19 protein-coding genes are annotated in these 22,144 nt (G+C 65.1%); 7 read left to right on the top strand and 12 right to left on the bottom strand.

What is annotated here, in order from left to right; all coding sequences use genetic code 11:
- The first annotated feature begins 132 nt into the window (after positions 1 to 132).
- The 5 genes from L1080_RS14295 to L1080_RS14275 all read left to right on the top strand — a co-directional run bounded on the left by L1080_RS14295 (position 133) and on the right by L1080_RS14275 (position 5,403).
- Positions 133 to 720, top strand: a complete 588-nt coding sequence (locus L1080_RS14295) for an ATP-dependent Clp protease proteolytic subunit (RefSeq protein WP_109328849.1) — start codon at positions 133 to 135, stop codon at positions 718 to 720.
- 47 nt (positions 721 to 767) lie between these two features.
- The gene (locus tag L1080_RS14290; protein ID WP_109328851.1) at positions 768 to 1,430 is read left to right on the top strand and encodes an ATP-dependent Clp protease proteolytic subunit; all 663 of its coding nucleotides are present in this window, start codon (positions 768 to 770) and stop codon (positions 1,428 to 1,430) included.
- A 241-nt stretch (positions 1,431 to 1,671) separates the two neighbouring features.
- Positions 1,672 to 2,952, top strand: a complete 1,281-nt coding sequence (gene clpX, locus L1080_RS14285; protein WP_109328853.1) for an ATP-dependent Clp protease ATP-binding subunit ClpX — start codon at positions 1,672 to 1,674, stop codon at positions 2,950 to 2,952.
- A gap of 68 nt (positions 2,953 to 3,020) precedes the next feature.
- On the top strand, positions 3,021 to 3,461 hold the full coding sequence (gene aroQ, locus L1080_RS14280; RefSeq protein ID WP_250771313.1) for a type II 3-dehydroquinate dehydratase: 441 nt from the start codon (positions 3,021 to 3,023) through the stop codon (positions 3,459 to 3,461).
- 7 nt (positions 3,462 to 3,468) lie between these two features.
- Positions 3,469 to 5,403: a sugar phosphate isomerase/epimerase and 4-hydroxyphenylpyruvate domain-containing protein gene (locus tag L1080_RS14275; RefSeq protein WP_250771316.1), complete on the top strand. Its 1,935-nt coding sequence runs from the start codon at positions 3,469 to 3,471 to the stop codon at positions 5,401 to 5,403.
- A gap of 33 nt (positions 5,404 to 5,436) precedes the next feature.
- Here L1080_RS14275 and L1080_RS14270 read toward each other — a convergent pair whose 3' ends face one another.
- Genes L1080_RS14270 through iolC form a run of 5 tightly spaced genes read right to left on the bottom strand, consistent with a single transcriptional unit; the run spans position 5,437 to position 11,353 of the window.
- Positions 5,437 to 6,486 carry a Gfo/Idh/MocA family protein gene (locus L1080_RS14270; protein ID WP_159921339.1) on the bottom strand — a complete coding sequence of 350 codons (1,050 nt, stop codon included), beginning with the start codon at positions 6,484 to 6,486 and terminating at the stop codon, positions 5,437 to 5,439.
- A gap of 23 nt (positions 6,487 to 6,509) precedes the next feature.
- Positions 6,510 to 7,415 (bottom strand): sugar phosphate isomerase/epimerase family protein, encoded by a 906-nt coding sequence (locus tag L1080_RS14265; RefSeq protein ID WP_159921341.1) that lies wholly within the window; start codon positions 7,413 to 7,415, stop codon positions 6,510 to 6,512.
- A 34-nt stretch (positions 7,416 to 7,449) separates the two neighbouring features.
- Entirely contained in the window at positions 7,450 to 9,402 is a 1,953-nt protein-coding gene (iolD, locus tag L1080_RS14260; RefSeq protein ID WP_250771319.1) for a 3D-(3,5/4)-trihydroxycyclohexane-1,2-dione acylhydrolase (decyclizing), read from the bottom strand.
- A 1-nt stretch (position 9,403) separates the two neighbouring features.
- On the bottom strand, positions 9,404 to 10,306 hold the full coding sequence (iolB, locus tag L1080_RS14255) for a 5-deoxy-glucuronate isomerase (RefSeq protein WP_250771322.1): 903 nt from the start codon (positions 10,304 to 10,306) through the stop codon (positions 9,404 to 9,406).
- 57 nt (positions 10,307 to 10,363) lie between these two features.
- A complete protein-coding gene (gene iolC, locus L1080_RS14250; RefSeq protein ID WP_250771326.1) occupies positions 10,364 to 11,353 on the bottom strand; it encodes a 5-dehydro-2-deoxygluconokinase in 990 nt (329 codons plus the stop codon).
- 175 nt (positions 11,354 to 11,528) lie between these two features.
- On the opposite strand from iolC, the gene L1080_RS14245 reads away from it, so the two are divergent.
- Complete coding sequence (locus L1080_RS14245) at positions 11,529 to 12,266, top strand: GntR family transcriptional regulator (RefSeq protein WP_250771330.1); 738 nt, start codon at positions 11,529 to 11,531, stop codon at positions 12,264 to 12,266.
- Positions 12,267 to 12,341: 75 nt separating this feature from the next.
- On the opposite strand, the gene L1080_RS14240 is transcribed toward L1080_RS14245, so the two are convergent.
- Together L1080_RS14240 and L1080_RS14235 are read right to left on the bottom strand one after the other, a co-directional pair.
- Positions 12,342 to 13,730 carry an MFS transporter gene (locus tag L1080_RS14240; RefSeq protein ID WP_250771334.1) on the bottom strand — a complete coding sequence of 463 codons (1,389 nt, stop codon included), beginning with the start codon at positions 13,728 to 13,730 and terminating at the stop codon, positions 12,342 to 12,344.
- Between the two features lie 121 nt (positions 13,731 to 13,851).
- Entirely contained in the window at positions 13,852 to 14,529 is a 678-nt protein-coding gene (locus L1080_RS14235) for a TetR/AcrR family transcriptional regulator (protein WP_159921351.1), read from the bottom strand.
- Between the two features lie 117 nt (positions 14,530 to 14,646).
- Here L1080_RS14235 and L1080_RS14230 point away from each other — a divergent pair, with 117 nt between their 5' ends.
- A complete protein-coding gene (locus tag L1080_RS14230; RefSeq protein WP_250771337.1) occupies positions 14,647 to 15,570 on the top strand; it encodes a shikimate dehydrogenase in 924 nt (307 codons plus the stop codon).
- 262 nt (positions 15,571 to 15,832) lie between these two features.
- On the opposite strand, the gene L1080_RS14225 is transcribed toward L1080_RS14230, so the two are convergent.
- The 5 genes from L1080_RS14225 to pcaB form a co-directional block, all read right to left on the bottom strand.
- Positions 15,833 to 17,161 (bottom strand): HNH endonuclease signature motif containing protein, encoded by a 1,329-nt coding sequence (locus L1080_RS14225; RefSeq protein ID WP_250771340.1) that lies wholly within the window; start codon positions 17,159 to 17,161, stop codon positions 15,833 to 15,835.
- A 399-nt stretch (positions 17,162 to 17,560) separates the two neighbouring features.
- Complete coding sequence (locus L1080_RS14220) at positions 17,561 to 18,772, bottom strand: acetyl-CoA C-acetyltransferase (protein ID WP_250771343.1); 1,212 nt, start codon at positions 18,770 to 18,772, stop codon at positions 17,561 to 17,563.
- 35 nt (positions 18,773 to 18,807) lie between these two features.
- Positions 18,808 to 19,605, bottom strand: a complete 798-nt coding sequence (locus tag L1080_RS14215) for an IclR family transcriptional regulator (RefSeq protein WP_109328878.1) — start codon at positions 19,603 to 19,605, stop codon at positions 18,808 to 18,810.
- The gene (pcaDC, locus tag L1080_RS14210) at positions 19,602 to 20,795 is read right to left on the bottom strand and encodes a bifunctional 3-oxoadipate enol-lactonase/4-carboxymuconolactone decarboxylase PcaDC (protein WP_250771346.1); all 1,194 of its coding nucleotides are present in this window, start codon (positions 20,793 to 20,795) and stop codon (positions 19,602 to 19,604) included. Before pcaDC ends, L1080_RS14215 begins: the two co-directional genes overlap by 4 nt.
- Positions 20,792 to 22,138: a 3-carboxy-cis,cis-muconate cycloisomerase gene (pcaB, locus tag L1080_RS14205; protein ID WP_250771349.1), complete on the bottom strand. Its 1,347-nt coding sequence runs from the start codon at positions 22,136 to 22,138 to the stop codon at positions 20,792 to 20,794. Before pcaB ends, pcaDC begins: the two co-directional genes overlap by 4 nt.
- Between the last annotated feature and the right edge of the window lie 6 nt (positions 22,139 to 22,144).

Here is a 22,144-nt window from a genome sequence, read left to right as displayed (position 1 = left end):
TGAGCGAAGTAGGGCGGCACCGGGACTCCGGTGCCGCCCTCCTTCGTTAGTGTCTGTGTCAGCAATCAACGATTTACGGAGAAGGCAGGTACCGTGACTTCCAATCACCTGGAGACTTTGCAGAGTCCCGCCATGACTTCAGCCACCGCTGGGTTGAACCTCAGCGATTCGGTGTACGAGCGCCTGCTGCGCGAGCGCATCATCTTCCTCGGTACCCAGGTCGACGACGACATCGCGAACAAGCTGTGCGCTCAGATCCTGCTGCTGTCGGCAGAGGATCCCAATCGGGACATCTCCCTCTACATCAACTCGCCCGGCGGCTCGGTCAGCGCCGGAATGGCGATCTACGACACGATGCAGTTCGCGGAGTGCGACGTTGCCACGTTCGGAATGGGTCTTGCCGCCTCGATGGGTCAGTTCCTGCTCTCCGCCGGTGCGAAGGGCAAGCGTTACGCTCTCCCGCACGCCCGGATCATGATGCACCAGCCGTCCGCCGGTATCGGGGGCACCGCCAGTGACATCGCGATCATGGCCGAGCAGTTCGCCCACACCAAGCGTGAGATGGCCGAGCTGATCGCCGAGCACACCGGTCAGACCGTCGAGCAGATCACCGCCGACTCCGACCGCGACCGCTGGTTCACCGCCAATGAGGCTCTCGAATACGGCTTCGTCGACCACGTCGTCTCCCGCGCACGCCAGGCGGGTGGAACCGGTAGCTGAATCCGGCCCCTGACCCTCCCCGCGTCCCACACATCCTTGGAGAACTGATGACCAACCTGTTCGATCCCCGCAACCTGGGAGGCCAGGCGCCCGCCGCCCCGCAGTCGCGCTACATTCTGCCGTCGTTCATCGAGCACTCGAGCTATGGCGTCAAAGAGTCCAACCCGTACAACAAGCTGTTCGAGGAGCGCATCATCTTCCTCGGCGTCCAGGTCGACGATGCCTCGGCCAACGACGTGATGGCTCAGTTGCTCGTCCTGGAGTCGCTCGACCCCGATCGCGACATCACGATGTACATCAACTCCCCGGGTGGTTCGTTCACCTCGTTGATGGCGATCTACGACACCATGCAGTACGTGCGCGCCGACATCACCACGGTGTGCCTGGGTCAGGCGGCGTCGGCGGCGGCCGTGCTGCTGGCGGCCGGGTCGCCCGGTAAGCGCCTGGCGCTGCCGAACGCTCGCGTCCTCATCCACCAGCCGGCCTCTGGCGGCATCCAGGGCCAGGTGTCCGACCTCGAGATTCAGGCAGCCGAGATCGAGCGCATGCGCCGCCTGATGGAGACGACCCTGTCGAAGCACACCGGCAAGACGCCGGATGTGATCCGCAAGGACACCGATCGCGACAAGATCCTCACCGCCGAAGAGGCGAAGGAATACGGGATCATCGACGACGTGCTCGAGTACCGCAAACTCAGCGCCCAGAAGTGATGTATTGCCGCCCCGGCTCGGGCGACACGCCGTGAGGGTGGAGTTGCGACGGGCCGGGTGCGGCGTCGGTAAGGCTGGCGTTCCCGGAAGATCGGCGAGCGAATCACCGACAACCAGTCGACCTCGCTCGCGATCTGCGGGTACGGTCACATAACGGGCTTTCGTTTTCGGTGGTGCGCAGCACGCGTGTCATCGGGATTCGGTGGTTGCACGTAAACGAGGGAAGTAGGGACCTGACGAGATGGCACGCATCGGTGACGGCGGGGATCTGCTCAAGTGCTCTTTCTGCGGTAAGAGCCAGAAGCAGGTCAAAAAGCTCATTGCGGGGCCTGGGGTGTACATCTGCGACGAGTGCATCGACCTCTGCAACGAGATCATCGAAGAGGAGCTGGCAGAGTCCAGCGAGGTGAAGCTCGACGAGCTGCCGAAGCCTGCCGAGATCCGGGACTTTCTCGAAAATTACGTGATCGGCCAGGACGCCGCCAAGCGGACCCTCGCTGTCGCCGTCTACAACCATTACAAGCGCATCCAGGCCGGTGACAAGGGTCGTGACGCGCGTGGTGAGACGGTCGAGCTGGCCAAGTCGAACATCCTCATGCTCGGCCCGACCGGCTGTGGCAAGACCTACCTTGCTCAGACGTTGGCGAAGATGCTCAACGTCCCGTTCGCGATCGCCGACGCCACGGCACTCACCGAGGCCGGTTACGTGGGTGAAGACGTCGAGAACATCCTGCTCAAGCTGATCCAGGCCGCCGATTACGACGTCAAGCGCGCCGAGACCGGCATCATCTACATCGACGAGGTCGACAAGATCGCCCGCAAGAGCGAGAACCCGTCGATCACACGCGATGTGTCCGGTGAAGGCGTGCAGCAGGCGCTTCTGAAGATCCTCGAGGGAACGCAGGCGAGCGTGCCTCCGCAGGGCGGGCGTAAGCACCCCCATCAGGAATTCATCCAGATCGACACCACCAACGTGCTCTTCATCGTGGCCGGCGCCTTCGCCGGACTCGAGCGGATCGTCTCCGACCGGGTCGGCAAGCGTGGAATCGGCTTCGGCGCCGAGGTGCGTTCCAAGGCGGAGATCGATACGCAGGACCACTTCGCCGAGGTCATGCCCGAAGACCTGATCAAGTTCGGTCTGATTCCCGAGTTCATCGGTCGCTTGCCGGTGGTAGCGTCGGTCACCAACCTCGACAAGGAATCGCTCGTCCAGATCCTGTCCGAGCCGAAGAACGCGCTGGTCAAGCAGTACAACCGGCTCTTCGACATGGACGGCGTGGAGTTGGAGTTCACCACGGACGCGCTCGAGGCCATCGCCGACCAAGCGATTCTTCGTGGCACCGGTGCCCGCGGTCTCCGCGCGATCATGGAAGAAGTTCTTCTCCCGGTCATGTACGACATCCCGAGTCGCGATGATGTCGAAAAGGTCGTGGTCAGCGCCGAAACGGTCAACGACAACGTTCTGCCGACCATCGTTCCGCGTAAGCCCGACCGCGGGGAACGCCGGGACAAGTCCGCGTAGGCGGAGGCGCGCTGTATCCTGATTGCGGACTAACTCACTAGTTCGTACATACGGAGGTAACGCGCGCGATGACAGCTCCAGGACCGATCTTCGTTCTGAACGGCCCCAACCTGAACCTGCTCGGGCAGCGCCAGCCCGAGGTGTACGGATCCGAGACGCTCGATGACGTCGTCGAACTCTGTCGCACCTCGGCTGCGCGGGCCGGTCGGGAGATCGTGGCTCGTCAGTCCAATCACGAGGGCCAACTGATCGACTGGGTGCACGAAGCGCGGACCACTGCGTCGGGTGTGGTGATCAACCCCGGTGGATACACCCACACCTCGGTGGCGCTACGCGATGCGCTCGTCACGCTCGAGGTGCCGTTGGTGGAGGTCCACATCAGCAATGTTCACGCGCGCGAGGAATTCCGGCGACACTCGTACGTCTCCGGCGTTGCCACTGGCGTGATCGCCGGGCTGGGCATTATCGGGTACGGGCTGGCCGTCGACTTCATCTGCAACAAGGGCTGAGTACGTCGTGGCAGAGCGGATCCGGACAAGTGTCGCCACCGTCTCCCTCAGCGGGTCGCTGGAGGAGAAGGTCGCCGCGATCGCCGCCGCGGGTTTCGACGGGTTCGAGGTGTTCGAACCGGACTTCGTGAGCTCGCCGTGGTCTCCACGTGAACTCGCAACCCGCGCAACCGATCTCGGGCTCACACTAGATCTCTATCAGCCGTTCCGTGACCTCGATTCGACGGACGATGCCACCTTCGCCCGCAACCTGGTCCGGGCCGAACGCAAATTCGACATCATGGAGCAGCTCGGCTGCGACACCATGCTGGTCTGCTCGTCTCCGTTGCCGGAGGCGGTACGCGACGACGGTCTTCTCACCGCGCAACTCCACACTCTTGCCGAACGTGCGCACGCCCGTGGACTGCGGATCGCGTACGAGGCGCTGGCTTGGGGAACGCACGTCAACACCTATCGTCATGCGTGGAAGATCGTGGCGGACGCGGACCATCCCGCCCTCGGAACCTGTCTCGACAGCTTCCACATCCTCTCGCGCGGCGACGACCCCTCGGGTATCCGCGACATCCCGGGCGAGAAAATCTTCTTCCTGCAACTCGCGGACGCACCACGCCTGTCGATGGATGTCCTGCAGTGGAGTCGGCATCACCGGAACTTCCCGGGGCAAGGAAACTTCGACCTTGCGGCGTTCGGCGCGCACGTGCAGGCGGCGGGGTACCAGGGCCCGTGGTCACTCGAAATATTCAACGACACGTTCCGCCAGTCGTCCACCGGCCGCACGGCGGCAGACGCTCACCGTTCGTTGTTGTATCTGCAGGAGGAAGTCGGCCGGGTTCTGGCGGAACGCGGCGAAGAGGCCGACGGCGGGCCGGTCCTCTTCCGGCCACCGCCCCGCGCGCCGCTCGAGGGAATCGTGTCCTTGCGCCTCGCGGCGGGTCCCGGCAAAGAAGCGGAACTGCGGCAGGCACTGCAGCACATCGGTTTTCAGCTAGCCGGGCGGCATCGCAACCACGACCTCCAGTTGTGGCGGCACGGGCCGTTGACCGTCGTCGTCGACGCCACGGCCGGCACCGTGTGGACTGCCCCGGGCCTGCCTGCGCACTTGCCGGTGCTCACCCAGATCGGCATCCGGTCGAGCGACCCGGATGCATGGGGTGAGCGGGCGGCAGCGCTCGAGGTGCCGGTGCACGAGGTTCAGTTGCCGGGCGTGGACACGGCTCCCGAGTCAGACGTAGTGCGGCTGAAAATCACCGATGCCACCTCGCTGGACCTGCGAGGGCCCGGGAGTGCGGCTGCGTGGCAATCGGCGTTCGACCTGTATCCCACCGAGTCGCGGTGGCAGGACGACGTTCCCGTCTTCACGGGTGTCGACCATGTGGCCCTGGCGGTGCCGTCCGACAACTGGGACGGCATCATGCTGCTGCTGCGGTCGGTGTTTGCGATGGCGCCGCACGAGGGCCTCGACGTCACCGACGCGGTCGGAATGATGCGCAGTCAGGCACTGACGATGGATCAGACGGGTGCCGACGGTGTCGACCGGCCGCTGCGCATCTCCCTGAACATGGTTCCGGGCGCAGCGCCCGGCAATTCGCACATCGCCGCGACCAGGCGTGGTGGGATCAGCCATGTGGCGTTCTCGTGCAGCGACATTTTCACCGCGGCGGCCGCGATGCAGTCCAACGGGTTCGAGCCGTTGTCGATCTCACCGAACTACTACGACGACCTCGAGGCCCGGTTCGGGCTGTCGCGGGAGTTGCTGGACCGGATGAGCAGTTCGGGCATCATGTACGACGCCGATCCGCACGGGGAGTTCTTCCACGTGTTCACCAGGACGGTGGGCGCCGACCTGTTCTTCGAGGTGGTGCAGCGGATCAGCGGGTACGAGGGCTACGGCGACGCCAACTCGGCGATGCGCTTGGCCGCCCAGCTGCGGGCGGCCGGCTGAGGGTGGCCGGCTGAGGGGCGGGCGCGGCGTCAGTTACCGGCGGTCCGGACTCCGGATCGTGGTTCGCTGGACCATCTCCACCGTGACGCGCTCACCGGTCTCGAGTGACTCGACCCCCGCAGCGCACACTGCGGCGGCCGCGTAACCGTCCCATGCGTCCGGCCCGTCGATGTAGTTGCCCGTCCTGGATCCCGAGCGGACAGCATCGACCCACCGCTGAATCTCGATGTCGTAGGCCTGCCCGAACCGCTCCGTGAAGGTCCGCGTGATCCGACCGCTTCGAATGCCGGGCGTGCTCGTACGAATCAGTCCTACGTCGAGACCGATCATTGCGCTACCCGATTCCCCGACAACCTCTGTCCGGACCTCGTAGGCGACCCCGGTGGTGACGAACACCTCCACGTCGACGTGCATGCCGGACGTGGTGGTGAACAGAGCGATCTGCGGATCCCGCAGGCCCTCCGGTGCTCGCGGGTTGGGTCTGGGCGTGATGATCTGAACGGAGGAGATCTCCTCGTTCAGCAGGAAGCGGGTCACATCGACCTCGTGCACCAGCGAATCCTTGACGATCATCGCGCTGTCGAAATGAGTTGGCACGCTCGGGTTTCGGTGGATGCAGTGCAGGAGCAGGGGGCGACCCAATTGGCCCGAGTGGAGGAGGGCCGCGAGTTGGCGGTACTCGGGATCGAATCGGCGCATGAAACCCACTTGTATGAGCTTCGTGCCCAGTTCCGCTTCACGCGCGACCACTTCGAGTGATGTGGCGACGTCGGTAGTGAGGGGCTTCTCGCACATCACCGGCTTGCCGTGCTCGAGGCACGCAAGCAGTTGCTTCTCATGGGCCGGGCCGGGACTGGCCAGCAGTACGGCGTCGACGTCCGGATCCGCGATCGCATCGAGCGGATCTTCGACGACGCGGCAATCCGGGATGGTCGCGGCGAGTCGCGCAGCCTTCTCGACGACGTAGTCGTTGACCACCGCGACCCGGGCACCGGAAATTGTGGAGGTAATGCGTCTGACGTGATCGGCGCCCATCATTCCGACGCCCAGTACGGCGATGCGGAGGCTCCGGCTTGCGGTCATCGGGGAACGAACTCCTGACGTTGTCAGTGGAAGCGAACGGAACCTATCCCGCAGCTCTCCAGATACATTCGAGTGCGTTGCGCGATCGGCAAGGGGACGTGGGGGGCGCAGGGATAGAGGTCTTGCTCGACGATGGCGAATACGTCTATATCGAGCGTGTCGATCGCCGCGAGGACAGACGGCATGTCCGGGATTCCCAGCGGAGGCTCGATCATGACGGCGAGCTGCACGGCTTCACCGAACGGCAGGTCGCCGGCTTCGACCGTGGCCCGGACCTCGGGATCGACCTGCTTGAGGTGCAAGTAGCCGATACGCTCGGCCGCGCGCTCGATGATCGCGAGATTGTCGCCACCGCGGTAACTGATGTGCCCGGTGTCGAGGCACAGATTGACGAATTTTTCGTCGGTGGCATCGAGAAAACGATACACCCGCTCCTCCGTGTCGATATGGCTGTCGGCGTGCGGGTGGTACTGGGCTTCGACGCCGTACTGCTCGAACATTCGCTTGCCCAGCTCGTTCATTCCTGCGGTCTTCTTCGTCCATTGCTCCGTGGTGAGGCTGCGATCTTCGAGGACCTTGCCGCTGCCCGGATCGCGCCACATCTCGGGGATCACGACGACGTGCCGGCCACCGACAGCCGCAGTGAGGGCGGCGACTTCCTCGATCCGGGACCAGACGGCTTCCCGGGAATCGGGTCGATGCAAGTGCTCGAACACCGTCCCGGCGGAAAGTTTCAGGCCGCGGGCGTCGAGTTCGTCACGCAGCTTCTCCGGCTGGGTGGGCAGGTAGCCGTACGGGCCCAGTTCGATCCATTCGTAACCTGCCGCGGACACCTCGTCGAGGAAGCGGTCGTAAGAAATCTGCCGCGGGTCGTCGGCGAACCAGACACCCCAGGAATCAGGGGCTGATCCGACGCGGATGGCGCTCATGTCGGGGCTCCTTTCGAGTTCTTGGGTAGTCGCTCTAGTTTCCGGAGGGCCGCAGGAAGGGGCGTTGGATCTTCTTCCACTGTGCGTACGTCTCGTAGGCGGTTCGGGTCGAGTCGAGCGTGGACGTGGAAGACACCGGAACGTCCCACCAGGATTCACTGTCCGGGCCAGGGGAACGCGGATCGGTTTCCACGTGAATGACAGTAGTCGTCTCGCCGGCCTTCGCGACTTTGACGGCGTCAGCGAACTCCGCAGCTGTCTTCACGCGAATGACATCTACGCCGAGACTGGCTGCGTTGGCTGCCAAGTCGACCGGGAGTACCTCGCCGTCGAGCCGGCCCGATCCGCCGCGGCGACGGTACTCTGTGCCGAATCTCTGGGACCCCACCGACTCGGAGAGCGATCCGATCGAGGCGAAACCGTGATTCTGCACCAGGATGACGATGAGCTTGAGATTTTCCTGCACTGCAGTCACCAGCTCGTTGGCCATCATGAGGTACGAACCGTCACCGACCATGACGAAGACGTCGCGGTCGGGACAGGCCATTTTGACGCCGACTCCGCCGGCGATCTCGTATCCCATGCAGGAGAAGCCGTATTCGACGTGGTAGCCCTTCGCATCGCGCGTCCGCCACAGCTTGTGGAGGTCGCCGGGCAGGGAACCGGCGGCACCGACCACGACGTCACGTGGGTCCGACAGGGTGTTCGCCAAGCCGATCACCTGGCTCTGGTTCACCTGCCGAGTGTCGTCGGTGATGCGGTACACCGACTCGACTTTCGCTTCCCAGCGGGATACGAGCTCGCGTGTCCAAGTGCGGTACTCCTGGGACACGCAATAGTCGCCGAGCAAGGGGCCGAGCGCCTCGAGGGCCTCTCGAGCATCCGCGATGACGCTGACTCCGCCCTGTTTCACCGAATCGAGCGATGCCACATTGATATTGACGAACTGCACGTTCGGGTGTGCGAACGCGGTCCGCGACGCCGTCGTGAAATCGCTGTACCTGGTACCGATGCCGATGACCACATCGGCATCGGCGGCCAACGTGTTGGCTGCCGTGGTTCCGGTCGAGCCGATGGCTCCCAGCGACTGTGGGTGATCGGAAGCGAGCGATCCCTTGCCTGCCTGCGTCAGACCGACAGCGACGCCGGTCTGCTCGACGAACGCTGCGAGGGCGTCGGTCGCACCGGAGTAGATGACACCACCACCGGCGATGATGAGCGGATTCTGTGCCGAGCGAATGATATCCGCAACGCGGGTGAGCACGGACCGTTCGGGCAGGGGCCGCGCGACGTGCCAGGTGCGCGGGGCGAAGAGCGAGCGCGGCCAGTCGAATGCGTGTGCCTGAACGTCCTGCGGAATAGCGACCGTGGCGGCGCCGGTTTCGGCCGGGTCGGTCAGCACGCGCATCGCTCCGAGCAGCGCCGCGGACAGCTGCTCCGGGCGCCACACCCGGTCGAAGTATCGCGACAGCGGCTTGAAGGCGTCGTTGACGGTGACATCACCGCTGGACGGCAATTCGAGTTCCTGGAGAACCGGGGCACTCGCACGGGTCGCGAATGTGTCGGCAGGCAGCAGTAGCACCGGCAACCGGTTGATCGTGGCGAGTGCCGCACCGGTAAGCATGTTGGTCGAGCCCGGCCCGACACTGCTGGATACCACCCACGTCTGCAGGCGGTTCTTCTGGCGTGCGTACGCGACGGCTGTGTGCACCATCGCCTGCTCGTTGCGGCCGGGCACGTAGGGCAACTCGGGTATGGTCCCGGCTTCGGCGGCGTCGATCTCCGCCTGCAGCAGCGCCTGTCCCACACCGGCCACGTTGCCGTGGCCGAAGATGCCGAGGCAACCGGCGAAGAACCGGTTCCGTACGCCGTCCCGCTCCACATACTGGTTTTCGAGGAACCTGAGGGCCGCCTGGGCCACAGTGAGGTGCACGGTGCCCTCGGCGTCGGGATCTTCGTTCGCCGATCGAGGCGCGGTGGACACCACGTCATGCTCCTTTCGGAAAGGTGGAGCGGTGCAAGGGCAGGCGGGGATCGACGGTCTGGTGCTCCCAACTGGTGCGGACCCAGGCGTGCGCCGGGTCGTCGCAGATCTTCCAGGATCGCTCGTCGCCGGGACCGGCCATGACGTTCAGGTAGTACATGTGGTGGCCGGGTGCGGCAATCGACGGGCCGTGATACCCGTGCGGAACGAGGACCACGTCGCCGGTTCGTACTTCCTCGAGCACCTCGATGGGCCGCTCTGGTGTGCCGTAGACGCGGTGGTAGCCGAATCCGGTGCCACTGAAATCTGGTGTCCGCGAATGTGCCTGGGCGATCTCGAAATAGTAGATCTCCTCCAGCTGGGATTCGACAGCGCTGTTTTCGTCGTGCTTGTGGCTCGGATACGACGACCAGTTGCCGCCGGGCGTGATCACCTCGCACGCGATGATCGAATCTGCGTCGAACCGGTCGGCGGTCGCGAAGTTGTGCACCTGCCGGCTGCAGCTGCCCGCACCGCGCAATTCCACGGATACGTCCGCGGCGGGGACATACCGGAACGGGAACTTTTGCCGTGCCCGGGCGCCGCAGAGCGCGAAGCGTCCACCGTTCGAGGCCGTCACCCGGTAGGCGGAGTCGATGCCGACATACGCGAAGTCGGTGGGGCCGTCGAACACCGATCGTCGCCCGGCGAGGACGAACTCCTCGGTCGCGCAGGACACCCTCACCGATCCCGAGAGGGGAACGACGAGAATTTCTTCTGCGCCGGTGTCGAATTCCGCAGAACCGTCGAGAGGAAGCGTCAGGACGCGCAAGCTCGACTCGGTCCAGCCCGCGGATGCGGGCGTCACCTCGAGGTCGAACGGACCGGTGGCGGCCGAGCCGACGGGCAGGTAATACTTGCTGCTCATCGCATCCCCTCCGGCGCGGTCAGTGGCGAGGCGCGATGCGCACGGGGGACGAACGTTTCAGACATCGATGACCTCCGCAGTGTCGACTTCGGCACGTGCGCGTACCTCTTCGGCCGTCGGCATCGCCGTGGAGCATTCGAGGCGGGACGCCACAATCGCTCCTGCTGCGTTGGCGTAACGCAGTACTTTCTCGAGCGGCCATCCGGACAGAAGTCCGTGGCACAGGGAGCCGCCGAAGCTGTCACCCGCGCCGAGTCCGTTGACCACCTGCACGTCGATCGCGGGCACAGTGACGCGCTGGCTGCGCGTCTTTCCGAGCACACCATGCGGGCCCTGTTTCACTATCGCGAGTTCGACACCGAAGTCGAGGAGTGCGTCGGCGGCGTTGTCCGCGTCGGTCTCACCGACCGCGATCTCACATTCTTCCCGGTTGCCCACCGCAACGGTGACGTGTCGGAGAGCGCGCTGAATCTGCGCGGTGGCGTCGGCCGCGCAGGCCCAGAACATCGGCCGGTAATCGAGATCGAGAACGGTGTGCTGCCGACGGCCGCGCGATTGCCAGGCCGCGAAATGAGCACTACGACTCGGTTCCTCGGACAGTCCGGTCGCCGTGGACCAGTACAGCTTCGCCTCTCGCACTGCGGCGGTGTTGATGTGCTCGGGGGAGATCTGCAAGTCGGGGGCCGTGGGCTTGCGGTAGAAATACAGCGGAAAGTGGTCCGGGGGAAAGATCTCACAGAACGTGACCGGTGTCGGGTACGCGGAGTCGATGTGCACGTAACGACTGTCTACTCCGAGGTCGGTGAGCGCCGAGCGCACGAACCGTCCGAATGGATCATCGCCGACGCCGGAGATGAGGGCACTGCGGCAACCCAGGCGCGCGGCGGCGACGGAGACATTGGCTGCGCTGCCGCCGAGGAACTTGCCGAACGTCTCTACCTGCTCGAGCCCGACCCCGGTCTGCAGAGGGTAAAGGTCGACCCCACAACGACCGATAGCGAGAACATCCCAGCAGGGGCGGCTGCGTTGCGTGCTGTCCGTGGTCAATGCTGACTCCCGGGGAGGTCGTTGCGGCGCTCTGCGCAGGCGGTGAGATCTGATGGAGACTGTTCTCCACATCGCGCGCACTGTCAACGCTTTGTCCTGACATTAAGACGTAACGTTCACCCGGTGTTAGTCTTTTCAGCGCCGCTCTGGCCGAGGACGAGGATCGGAGTGATCCGTGAGTGCACAGCTCGCAGTCGAGCTCGACAGATCCAGCCCGATCCCGCTCTACTTTCAGCTGGCACAAAGTATCGAGAAAGCGATCATCGCAGGCGAACTCGCGCCGGGAGATCGATTCGAGAACGAACTCTCACTCGCCAAGCGTCTCAATCTCTCACGCCCCACAACTCGGCGGGCGATCCAGGAAGTCGTCGACAAGGGGTTGCTCGTCCGAAAGCGCGGTGTGGGGACGCAGGTGGTGCACAGCACGATGCACCGGCCGGTGGAGCTGACGAGTCTGTTCGACGACCTCACCAGGACGGGGCAGAGCCCCACCACCACGCTGCTCGAGTTTCGCGTGACGGCGCCCGGAGCGAACGTCGCGGCCGAACTCGGCCTGGAGCACGGTGCGGAAGTGGCGTGCATCCGGCGACTCCGCAGCGCCAACGGGGAGCCTCTCGCGCTGTTGACGAACTTCCTCCCGATCGCCCTCGCGCCGGACCCGGAGGAACTGGAAGAGTCCGGGTTGTATGCCGCGCTGCGAGCCCGCGGAGTGCAGATTCGGTTGGCTCGGCAGCGGATCGGCGCATCACTGGCGACCGACGCCGAGGCGCTGCTGCTCGACGAGAAGGCCGGTGCACCGTTGCTGACCGTGAACCGGACTGCCTTCGACGATTCCGGCCGCGCTGTCGAATGCGGTAGCCACTGCTACCGGGCGTCTCGCTACAGCTTCGACACGACCGTCGTCGACAAATAGGCCTCGAGTCCGGTGCCTCGACACGAAAGAACGCGCCCGGCAAGGTGCCGGGCGCGCTCGGTCGTCGCGAGGAGATCAGACCTTCAGCTTCGCGAGCGCGACGTCTTCCTTGTCGAGTTCGAGGAGCGGGGTGCGCGAGTTCTCCTTCGCGGTGGCGGCGGAGGCTCCGGCGACGAGTGCGCACACTGCTGTGAAGACTGCGACGGGCACCCAGTTCTTGGGGTCGGCACCGCGGAGTGCCTGGGCGATGGTCGGGGCGAATCCGGCGAGCGCGAACCCGAGCTGCGTGCCGATCGCCATGCCGGAATAGCGAACTCGGGACGAGAACATTTCGGCGTAGAAGGCGGGCCAGATGGCGTTGGTCCCGGCGTACACGCCACCCATGAGCAGGATTCCGGCGAGGAAGATCAGTGTGACGTTGCCGGTGCCGATCGCGGCGAAGTACAGGAAGATTCCGGCGGCGGAGCCGATCGCGCCGCCGATGAAGACGGGCTTGCGGCCGATCCGGTCGGACAGGATGCCGAGCAGCGGCTGTGAGATGAGTGCCACGCAGTTGGCGGCGATCGCGACCCACAGCATGGTGGTCCGGCTCATCCCGATTTCCGGAGTGGTGGCGTACGCGAGACCGAACACGGAGAAGACGGTGCTGACGACGGCGATGAATGCGCAGAACACGACCCGCAGTACGTCACGCCAGTGCGTGCGGAACAGGTCGACGACGGGAAGCGGCGCGGGGGTCTCGTCCAATGCCTCCTTGTTGGCAATGAAGATCTCGGGCTCTTCGAGCTTGCGACGCACGATGTAGGCGACGACGAGGACGAGGAGGCTGCACCAGAACGGGACACGCCAGCCCCAGCTGTAGAGGGTCTCGTCCGGCATCGCGGCGACCGGGATGAACGCGAGGCTGGCGACGATGAAGCCGGCCTGGGTGCCCGTCAAGGTCCAGCTGCAGAAGAATCCGCGACGGTGGGCGGGGGAGTGCTCGAGGGTGAGGGAACCGGCTCCCGACTGCTCGCCGGCAGCGGAGATGCCCTGACAGATACGCAGAAGAACCAGGAGTGCCGGTCCCACCATGCCCGCGGTTTCCGAAGAAGGCAGACAACCGATCAGGAAGGTCACGACCCCCATGAGCACCAGGCAGAACATCATCACCTTCTTGCGCCCGGCCCGGTCGCCGAAGTGTCCGACGAATACCGCACCGACCGGACGTGCGACGTAAGAGATGCCGAAGGTGGCCAGCGACAGCAACAGCGGGTTCTTCGAGCCTTCGAAGAACACGTGGGGGAACACCAGCGCAGCAGCCGAGGCGAAAATATAGAAGTCGTAGTACTCGAGCAGGCTGCCGAAGAAGGCGGCTTTCGCGGCCTTTTTCGCGTTGGTGGGATCGGCGTTGGGGTCGACGGCGGAACGGCCGTTGCCGTCACCGCCTCGACCGGAGACGCCGGTGCCGTAGTCGATGGTCATCGATACTCCTGGGGAGCGAGGAGGGCGAACAGGCTGCGCTCGGCGAGCGGCTGTTCGAAGGTCGTGCAAGCAAGGTAACCCCCGTCACACGCTCTCGTCAATAATGGTCGAAATGGTTAGTTCATAATTTTCCGGGCTGCTGAAGGTAGGCGAGGACGACGTCACCGAGCATCGTGCGCAGGTGGGGGCGGTTCTCGGCGCCCGTGAGATCCCAGTCGAACAGCGCCTTGAAGGTGTACCGGTTGGCTACGCGAAAGACGCAATACGCGCTGATGAGCATGTGAATGTCTAGGGCGGTGGTATCAGCACGGAAGATTCCGGCATCCTGCCCGCGCTGAAGAATCTTCTCGAGTGTGCGGATGGCGGGGGTCTGCGTTTCCTGTAGGCCCTCGGCCTGGCTGAGATTCGCGCCCCGATTCGTGTTCTCGATGGCGACCAGCCGGATGAAGTCGGGGTGCGCCTCGTGGTGATCGAAGGTCAACTCGGCGAGCGCTCTTATCGCCTCCGACGGATCGAGGTGGTCGACGTCGAGCTGCGACTCTTCGTAGCGAATCTCCTCGTACGCGCGCTGGAGCACCGCTCGATACAGGCCGTCCTTGTCGCCGAAGTAGTAGTAGAGCATCCGCTTCGTCGTGGCGGTCTTGGCTGCGATCTCGTCGATGCGGGCACCGGACAAACCTTTGTCGGCGAACTCCTTCATAGCCACGCGCAGAATGTCCTCCTTGGTCTTCTCGGGATTTCGAGTGCGTTTGGCACCCTCGTGCCGGGGTGTCTTCTCCGTAGCGTCACTTCGTGTCATCCCGAGAACTCCTGTTCATCGCTGTTGCTTTCGCGCGGTATGGAGGTATGCTACCGTGACATAACTCACTAGATAGTTAATTAGCTCTTGCAAGTCCTCTCCCCGGAAGTGAGCACCATGATTTCTCCCGACCTCGACACCGTTGCCGTATCCCGCCCGTCGTACCTGTGTGGGCTCATCGGTTCGGGAATCTCGAAGTCCCTGACGCCTCCTCTGCACGAGGCGGAGGGTCAGGCGCAGGGGGTCGGGTACGTCTACCGCATTCTCGATCTCGACACACTCGCGCTGGGTGAGGATGCGTTGCCGCGGCTCCTCGCCTCGGCGAAGCTGCTCGGATTCGATGGTCTCAACATCACGCATCCCTGCAAGCAGGCCGTCATCCCGTTGCTCGACGACCTGTCGGACGATGCGCGCACGCTCGGCGCGGTCAACACGGTGCACATCGCTAATGGACGGCTCATCGGCCACAACACCGACTGGTCCGGATTCGCGCGGAACATGGACGAGGGCCTCGGCGGTGCGCCGACCGATCGTGTGGTCCAGCTCGGCGCAGGCGGCGCGGGCGCGGCCGTCGCATACGCGGCGCTGACCCGTGGGGTCCTGCACTTCACGATCATCGATGCCGACGCAACCCGCGCACAGCTGCTGCGGGATTCACTCGCCGCCATGTTCCCGGACCGCGTCGTCGTCTCCGGTGACCTCTCCGCCGTGCCTGCCGCTATCGGGCAAGCGCAAGGTCTCATCAATGCAACCCCGCTCGGAATGGCGCAGCATCCCGGTATGGCGCTGGATGCTGAACTGCTCCGGCCCGATCTTTGGGTTGCCGACGTCGTCTACCGGCCGGCGGAAACTGAGCTTCTGCGACGCGCCCGCGACATCGGGGCGCGCACCCTCAGCGGCATCGGAATGGCCGTCGGACAGGCGGTCGATTCCTTCCGCATCTTCACCGGACTCGAGCCCGACGCACTCCGGATGCAGGAGCACATGCGGCGGCTGCTCGCCGAAGAGGACAGCGCCGCCCTCGCCGCATCACCGTCGTGACCCGTGGCGGGTCCTTCGCAGGCAGGGAAGTTGGGCGGCAACATCGGCCAGCGATGTCCTTGTCTTAGGGATGTCCTTGTCTTCGGGGCGTCCTTGTCTCCGGGTTGCTGATCGCAACGGGTTTGGTGGGTTGGTGAGGACCAAGGTCGATGCAGTCTGCGCTTGGCGCTTGGCGCTCGGCATGACGGCATGACGGCATGACGGCTCTGCAACAGGAGTGGTCCTGTTGCAGAGTCGGCAAGTGTGTGTCGCGCCTCGGGGGTCAGGCCGCTCGGGGTCGGGCCTGGTTGTGCGCGGGTATGGGTGTGCGCTCCCAGTCGACTTGCCGGGGCGGGATGAAGACGGGGTGCCGGTCTGCCCCCATTTCGATCTCCCAGTCGCTGTGGTGGAGCAGTCGGTGATGGAACCCGCAGAGCAGCACCAGGTTGTCCATGTCGGAGGGCCCACCTTTGGACCACGGAATGATGTGGTGGCCCTCGCACCATGACGGTGGCGCACCGCATCCGGGAAATGCGCATCCTCGATCTCGCGCGACCAGCGCTTTTCGTTGTCGTTTGGTCACTGTCCGGGTGGTGGTGCCGAGATCGAGTGGCGCGCCGTGGTCGTCGAGGACGATCGGCGTGTAGATCGAGTCGCAGCTGAGGAGCCGAGCCGCTCGCAGGCTCAGCGGTCCCATCCACTCGGTCCACGCGACCCCGTCGACCGCAAACAGCGACGCGTCCCTCGCGCAGGCGCCGCGCTGATCTTCTGCGCTGGCGTGGTTGGCGTGGTCGGCGTGGTCGGCGAGGTCTTTGATGTTGATGTGGAGGGAGACGTGGGGTCGTTCTCCGCCTTCTTCGCCGGCGATTGCGGCGTTGAGGTACCGGCGCAGCAGTTCGGTGAACCCGTCGGCCCTGCGCTGTCCGGGGGTGCGGGTGTCTGTGGTTCCGTCCTGCGCGGGTCGCGGCTGGGAGAGTCCGGAGAGCGCGGAGAGCAGCATTTCGCCGGTGACGGCGTCGAGGTCGCCTTTGACGGCGACGCGTCCGTTGAGTGTTCTGGAGGCGTGGAATTCGTTGAGTTCGGTGTCTTCGGCGGGCGGCGGGTCGTCGGATTCGAAGGCGCGTTCGAGTCGGGCGATGACGGCACGCACGGCGTCGGTGTTGGCGGTAGGACCGCTCGCCGCGTACAGCAACGCGTTTCGGCAGTCGTCCATCGCTTCGAGTGGCATGCCTTTGGGCGGCCGCTCGCAGAATTTCATGATCAGTGCGGTGTGCTCCGCCGACATGGTGGTGTCGAAGTATGCGTCCGCGATTTCCGGTTGGGAACGTAAACCGCGTCCCAACATCACGATTCGTCCCGCCGCTCCCACCTCGAGCAACGTCTTGGAGGCCAGCCACATCTTGGTGTTCGGAAATCCCAGCACATCGACCTTGCAGCGCTGGTCGACGGCACCGACCAGCCTGACCCGCAACGCCTCGAGTCGCTGAATCTCCTCCGACACAGCAACCACCGATGCGAGCAACTCGGCCTCGGCCAGACGCCACGCATCACCGACCGCAGTTGCCAGAATCTCGTCCGGCAATGCCCCCTGGATATCCTCCCCGATCCCCATGTTCAAATCCTACTTCGAACACGTGTTCGAGTCAATAGCCCGAGTTGGCTTATACAGCCGGAGTAGAGGATGCAGGGCATCATCGATTCCGACACCACCCCCCCGGTGGCGCGTGGACGTATTTCAGTACCGTCGCGGGCCCAGGCTCCCGTTCGCTGACGCCAGGACAGCACGTCACCTTCGAACCCGAGAGAGTGGTCAGCGGGACGCAGAACGGCTACCACTACCGCGCACTGGATGTTCGAAGGTGACGGAGACCAGCCTCGAGCCACCCGATCAGACACCGGCTGTACTGTCCTCAGGCAACTCAACTTCTGAGCCCCAGAAAAATTCGGGTGCACTGATCACATCGATGTGCGCGCGAGGGGTTGAACGGCTGGGTCTGCGAGGGAGACGAAGTCAGACTCGTTCGAAAACGGCGGCGAGTCCCTGGCCGCCTCCGATGCACATCGTTTCGAGTCCGTAGCGGGTTTCGCGGCGGTCCATTTCCCGCAGCAGGGTGGCGAGGATCCGCCCACCGGTGGCACCGACGGGATGCCCGAGGGAGATGCCCGATCCGTTGGGGTTGAGCCGCTCGTCGGTGGGTTCGAGGTCCCAGGTTCTGAGCACCGCGAGGGTCTGCGCGGCGAAGGCCTCGTTCAGCTCGATTACGCCCATGTCGGACAACGACAGTCCGAGTTGTCCGAGGGCGTTCTCCGTCGCCGGCACAGGACCGATGCCCATGGTGCGCGGTGGAACTCCGGCCACTGCCCAGGACGCCATACGGGCGAGCGGCCTCAGCCCGAGCTCCTTGGCCTTCTCGGCGGTCGTCACGATGCACACGGCGGCACCGTCGTTCTGCCCGCTGGCGTTGCCGGCGGTGACAGTGGATTCAGAGTCGATCTTGGAGCGGATGGCGCGGAGCTTCGACAGCGACTCCACCGTGGTGTCGGCCCGCGGGTGCTCGTCGGTGTCCACCACGACGGGGTCGGACTTTCGTTGCGGCACAGTGACACCGACGATTTCCTCGGCGAACCGGCCGGCCCGCTGCGCCGCCACCGCCCGCTGATGCGACTGCACTGCGAGCGCGTCCTGATCTTCGCGGCTGATGTCGAACTCTGCGCGCAGATTCTCGGCAGTCTCGATCATGCCGCCCGGAACGGGGAAGTTGTCGCCGCCTGCGGTGACGCGAGCGCGGGCGAGACGGTCGGCGAGCTGCACACCCTCGCCCTTCACTCCCCAGCGAATGTTGGGGTGGGTGTAGAACTCGGCCTGGCTCATCGATTCGGTACCGCCGGCGAGGACCAGGTCGTTGCCACCGGACGCGACCTGCAGTACCGCGGTGATGACCGCCTGCAGGCCGGATCCGCATCGGCGATCCACCTGCATCCCGGGAACGTCGATACCGAGGCCGGCGTCGAGCGCGGCGATCCGGCCGATCGCCGGAGCCTCACCGCCCGGAGATGCTTGACCGAGGATGACGTCGTCGATCGCGCTGCCGTCGATGCCGGTTCGTTCGACGAGTGCGGTGATGACGGTGGCAGCGAGACTTTGGGGAGTGAGGTCTTTGAACACTCCGCCGAAACGCCCTACCGGGGTGCGCAGGGGCTCACAGATGACGACGTCACGCATGGAAAACCTTTCATAGCTGTTCTGAACGGACCACGTCAGCGGTTGACGGTGGCGAGGTCGCGTTCGATGTCGTGCGCGGCATGACGCAGCGCGGGAATCAGATCGGAGTACAGGTCGTCGAGGCTGTACCGGGCAGCATGGGTGGAGATGTTGACAGCCGCCACCGTCTCGCCGGAGGCCGACCGAATGGGCGCAGCCATCGAGCGCAGCCCCGCCTCGAGTTCCTGGTCGAGTAGGCAGTAGTCGTTCTTCCGAACCTCGAGAATTGCTGATCTCAGATCGGCGGGGGCGCTGATGGTGCGTTCGGTGAGCGGCTCGATCTCGATCCGCGAGAGATACGCGTCGAGTTCCTCGTCGGACAGTCCGGCCAATAGCACGCGTCCCATCGAGGTGGCGTAGGCCGGGAACCGCGTGCCGATGGTGATCCCCACCGTCATGATTCTGCTGACCGGGACTCTTGCGACGTACACGATGTCGTCGCCGTCGAGAATCGACACCGACGACGACTCGTGCACCTGGTGACTGAGCTTCTCGAGGTGCGGCTGCGCGACCTCGGGCAGCGAGAGGCTCGACAGGTAGCTATAGCCCAGTTCGAGTACGCGCGGCGTGAGCCAGAATGCCGAACCGTCGGTGGCCACGTACCCCAGTTCGACGAGTGTCAGCAGGAAGCGACGCGCGGTGGCCCGGGTGAGATCGGTCGCGCGGGCGACATCGCTGAGTGTGCGTCGCTGGTTCTGCTGGTCGAAGCAGCGGATCACCGCGAGGCCACGGGCCAGCGACTGCACGTAGTCGGGGGAGGGGAGAATCTTCTCCGTCGGTTCGGTTGCGGTCATGTCTGCGAATCATCCTCGGTGTCACCCGGCGACAGGTCGGCGAGGGCCTTCTTTCCGAGCGCAAAACCTCGGTTGCTGTTGGGAACACCGGCATAGACGGCGGTGTGCAGCAGTACTTCGCCGATCGTGTCCGCATCGACGCCGCCGCGCAGCGCCGCGCGAATGTGCATGTCCAGTTCGTGCTCGTTGCCGACGGCGGTGAGGACGGCGATGGTGAGAAGGCGCCGCGTCGTGTGGTCGAGGCCCGGCCGTGCCCAGATGTCACCCCAGGCCGTGCGGGTGATGAAGTCCTGGAATGGTGCGGTGAATTCTGTGGTCCCCTCGATCGACCGATCGACGTGTGCGTCACCGAGAACGGAGCGTCGTACCTTCATTCCCTCGGCGTGCGCTGCCCGGCGTCCGCGTGCGTACCCACCACCGAGAATGTGCTCGCGCAGCAAGGCGGTGACGGCACCGGTCTGTTCGAGGTTGGCCACGTGGGCAGCGGGGGAGAGGATTTCGAATCGAGCACCCGCGATCCCGTCGGCGAGCACCTGCATGACGGACGGCGGTGTCGACGGATCCTCGGCGCCGGCCAGAACAAGCGTGGGTGCGGCGATGCGGGAGAGATCGGCGGTGAAATCCCAATCGGCCAGAGCGTCGCAGCAGGCGGCGTAACCCTCGGGGGAGGTCACCGCGATCATCTCGCGGTAATGCCGCACGAATTCGGGGTCACGCTTGGCGAGCCCCTCGCTGAACCACCGTGCCACGACGGCATCCGCAAGTGACTCCGGACCGTCGGTGCGCGAGGCGGCAGCACGCTCCACCCATGCGTGCGGTTCGCCGAACTTCGCTGCAGTGCACATCAGCGACAGGGACAGCACCCGGCGCGGAGCGTGGGCTCCGAGCCATTGCGCGATGGCGCCGCCCATCGAGAGCCCCACGATGTGGGCGGCGTCGACATCGAGGACATCGAGCACCGCGAGGACGTCTTCGGAGAGTTCGCGCACGGAGTACGGCCCGTCCGGTGCGGGCGACTCGCCGTGGCCGCGTTGATCGACGGCGACCACCCGGCAGTCGTCGGACAGCGCTGCGATCTGCGGATCCCACATCGACCGATTGGAGCCGAGGGAGCCGAGCAGTACCACGACGGGGGCGTCGGGCGATCCGTTTTTGGGGCCGGAGACTTCATGGGCGAGTGCGACTGTCATCGCGTTCCTTCCCGTCCGCGAGTCACTGTGTCCAGTGCGCGGTCGACGATGTCGTAGGCGTGGCCGAGGTAGCCGGCCGGGTCGAGAAGCGCGCGGATCTCGTGCGCCTCGAGGTGTTCGAGAAGCGCGGGATCCTGGTCGAGGGGACGTCCCGTGCGGCAGGCGGCAGTCACGAGGTCGCGCGCGTTGTGGGTGCGCGTGGACAGGGCACCGGTGACCCGTTCGGCGAGCAGAAGTCCCCCGGTGAGGTCGAGGTTGCGGGCCATCGCGTCGGGATGCACCTCGAGGTCGCCGAGGCAGTCGGCGATGCGGGCGACGGCCCCGCCGGTGAGGCGCAGCAGGTCCGTGAGTGTTTCCCATTCGGCGTGCCAAGCTCCCGCCGCCCGTTGCTGCTCATGGTCCATGGAGGCGAGGACAGTGGCGACGAGGCCGGGAACGCGTCGGGCGCCGGCACGGGCGGCGATGGCGGCCACCGGGTTACGTTTGTGTGGCATGGCGGAGGAACCACCGGGCGTGCCCTCGCTGACCTCTCCGATTTCGGTGGCGGAGAGGAAGACGATGTCGGTGGCGATCTTGGAGACCGCACCGGCCGCGGTTCCGAGGGCCGAGGCGAGGATCGCGATGCGTGTGCGGTCGGTGTGCCACGGGACGTCCTGACGCGGCAGGCCGAGTTCGTCGGCGAGGGCGTCCGCGACCTCGAGGCCGTGCGGATAGAGGGCCGCCGACGTTCCTGCCGCGCCGCCGAGCTGCACAGGCAGATCAATGAGCGCGTCGTCCAGGTTGCGGGAAGCCCTGTGCAGTGCGGTCATCCAGCCCGCGGCGAGAACACCGAAGGTGGTGGGCAGTGCCTGCTGTCCGAGCGTGCGGCCGGCGATCGGCGTGGTGCGTTGCGCCCGCGCCAGCGCCTCGGCGCACACGAGCGCCTCATCCAGCAATGCCAGCACATGAGCGCCCGCTCGGCGGGCGAGAAGCACGAGCGCAGTATCGAGGATGTCCTGACTGGTCGCACCCTTGTGGACATGACTTCCGGGGACGGCAGGATCGGCGGCCGTGAGTTCGGTACGCAGAAGTTTCACGAGCGGTATCACGGGATTGCCGCCCGCCGCCGCTGCCTCACCGAGGTCACCGACGTCGATGGTGCCCTCGGCAACCAACCGCGCGAACAACGACGAGATGGTGTCGGCGGACATGGTGGGGATGACCCCGCATTTTCCCTCCGCCCTGGCCAAGGCAGCTTCCACCTCGACCATGGCGGTCACCCATGCCTGGTCGGAGAGCAGCGTCGACAACTCCCCGGCGCCGAACGTCGGGTCGAACAATGCGCCTCGGATGGGCGAATTCACGCGAGA

The sequence above is a fragment of the Rhodococcus sp. MSC1_016 genome, from assembly GCF_023667485.2.
Classification (GTDB): domain Bacteria; phylum Actinomycetota; class Actinomycetes; order Mycobacteriales; family Mycobacteriaceae; genus Rhodococcus_F; species Rhodococcus_F oxybenzonivorans.
Note: the sequence above shows the minus strand (reverse complement) of the source record. Positions and strands in the feature narration are given on the sequence as shown.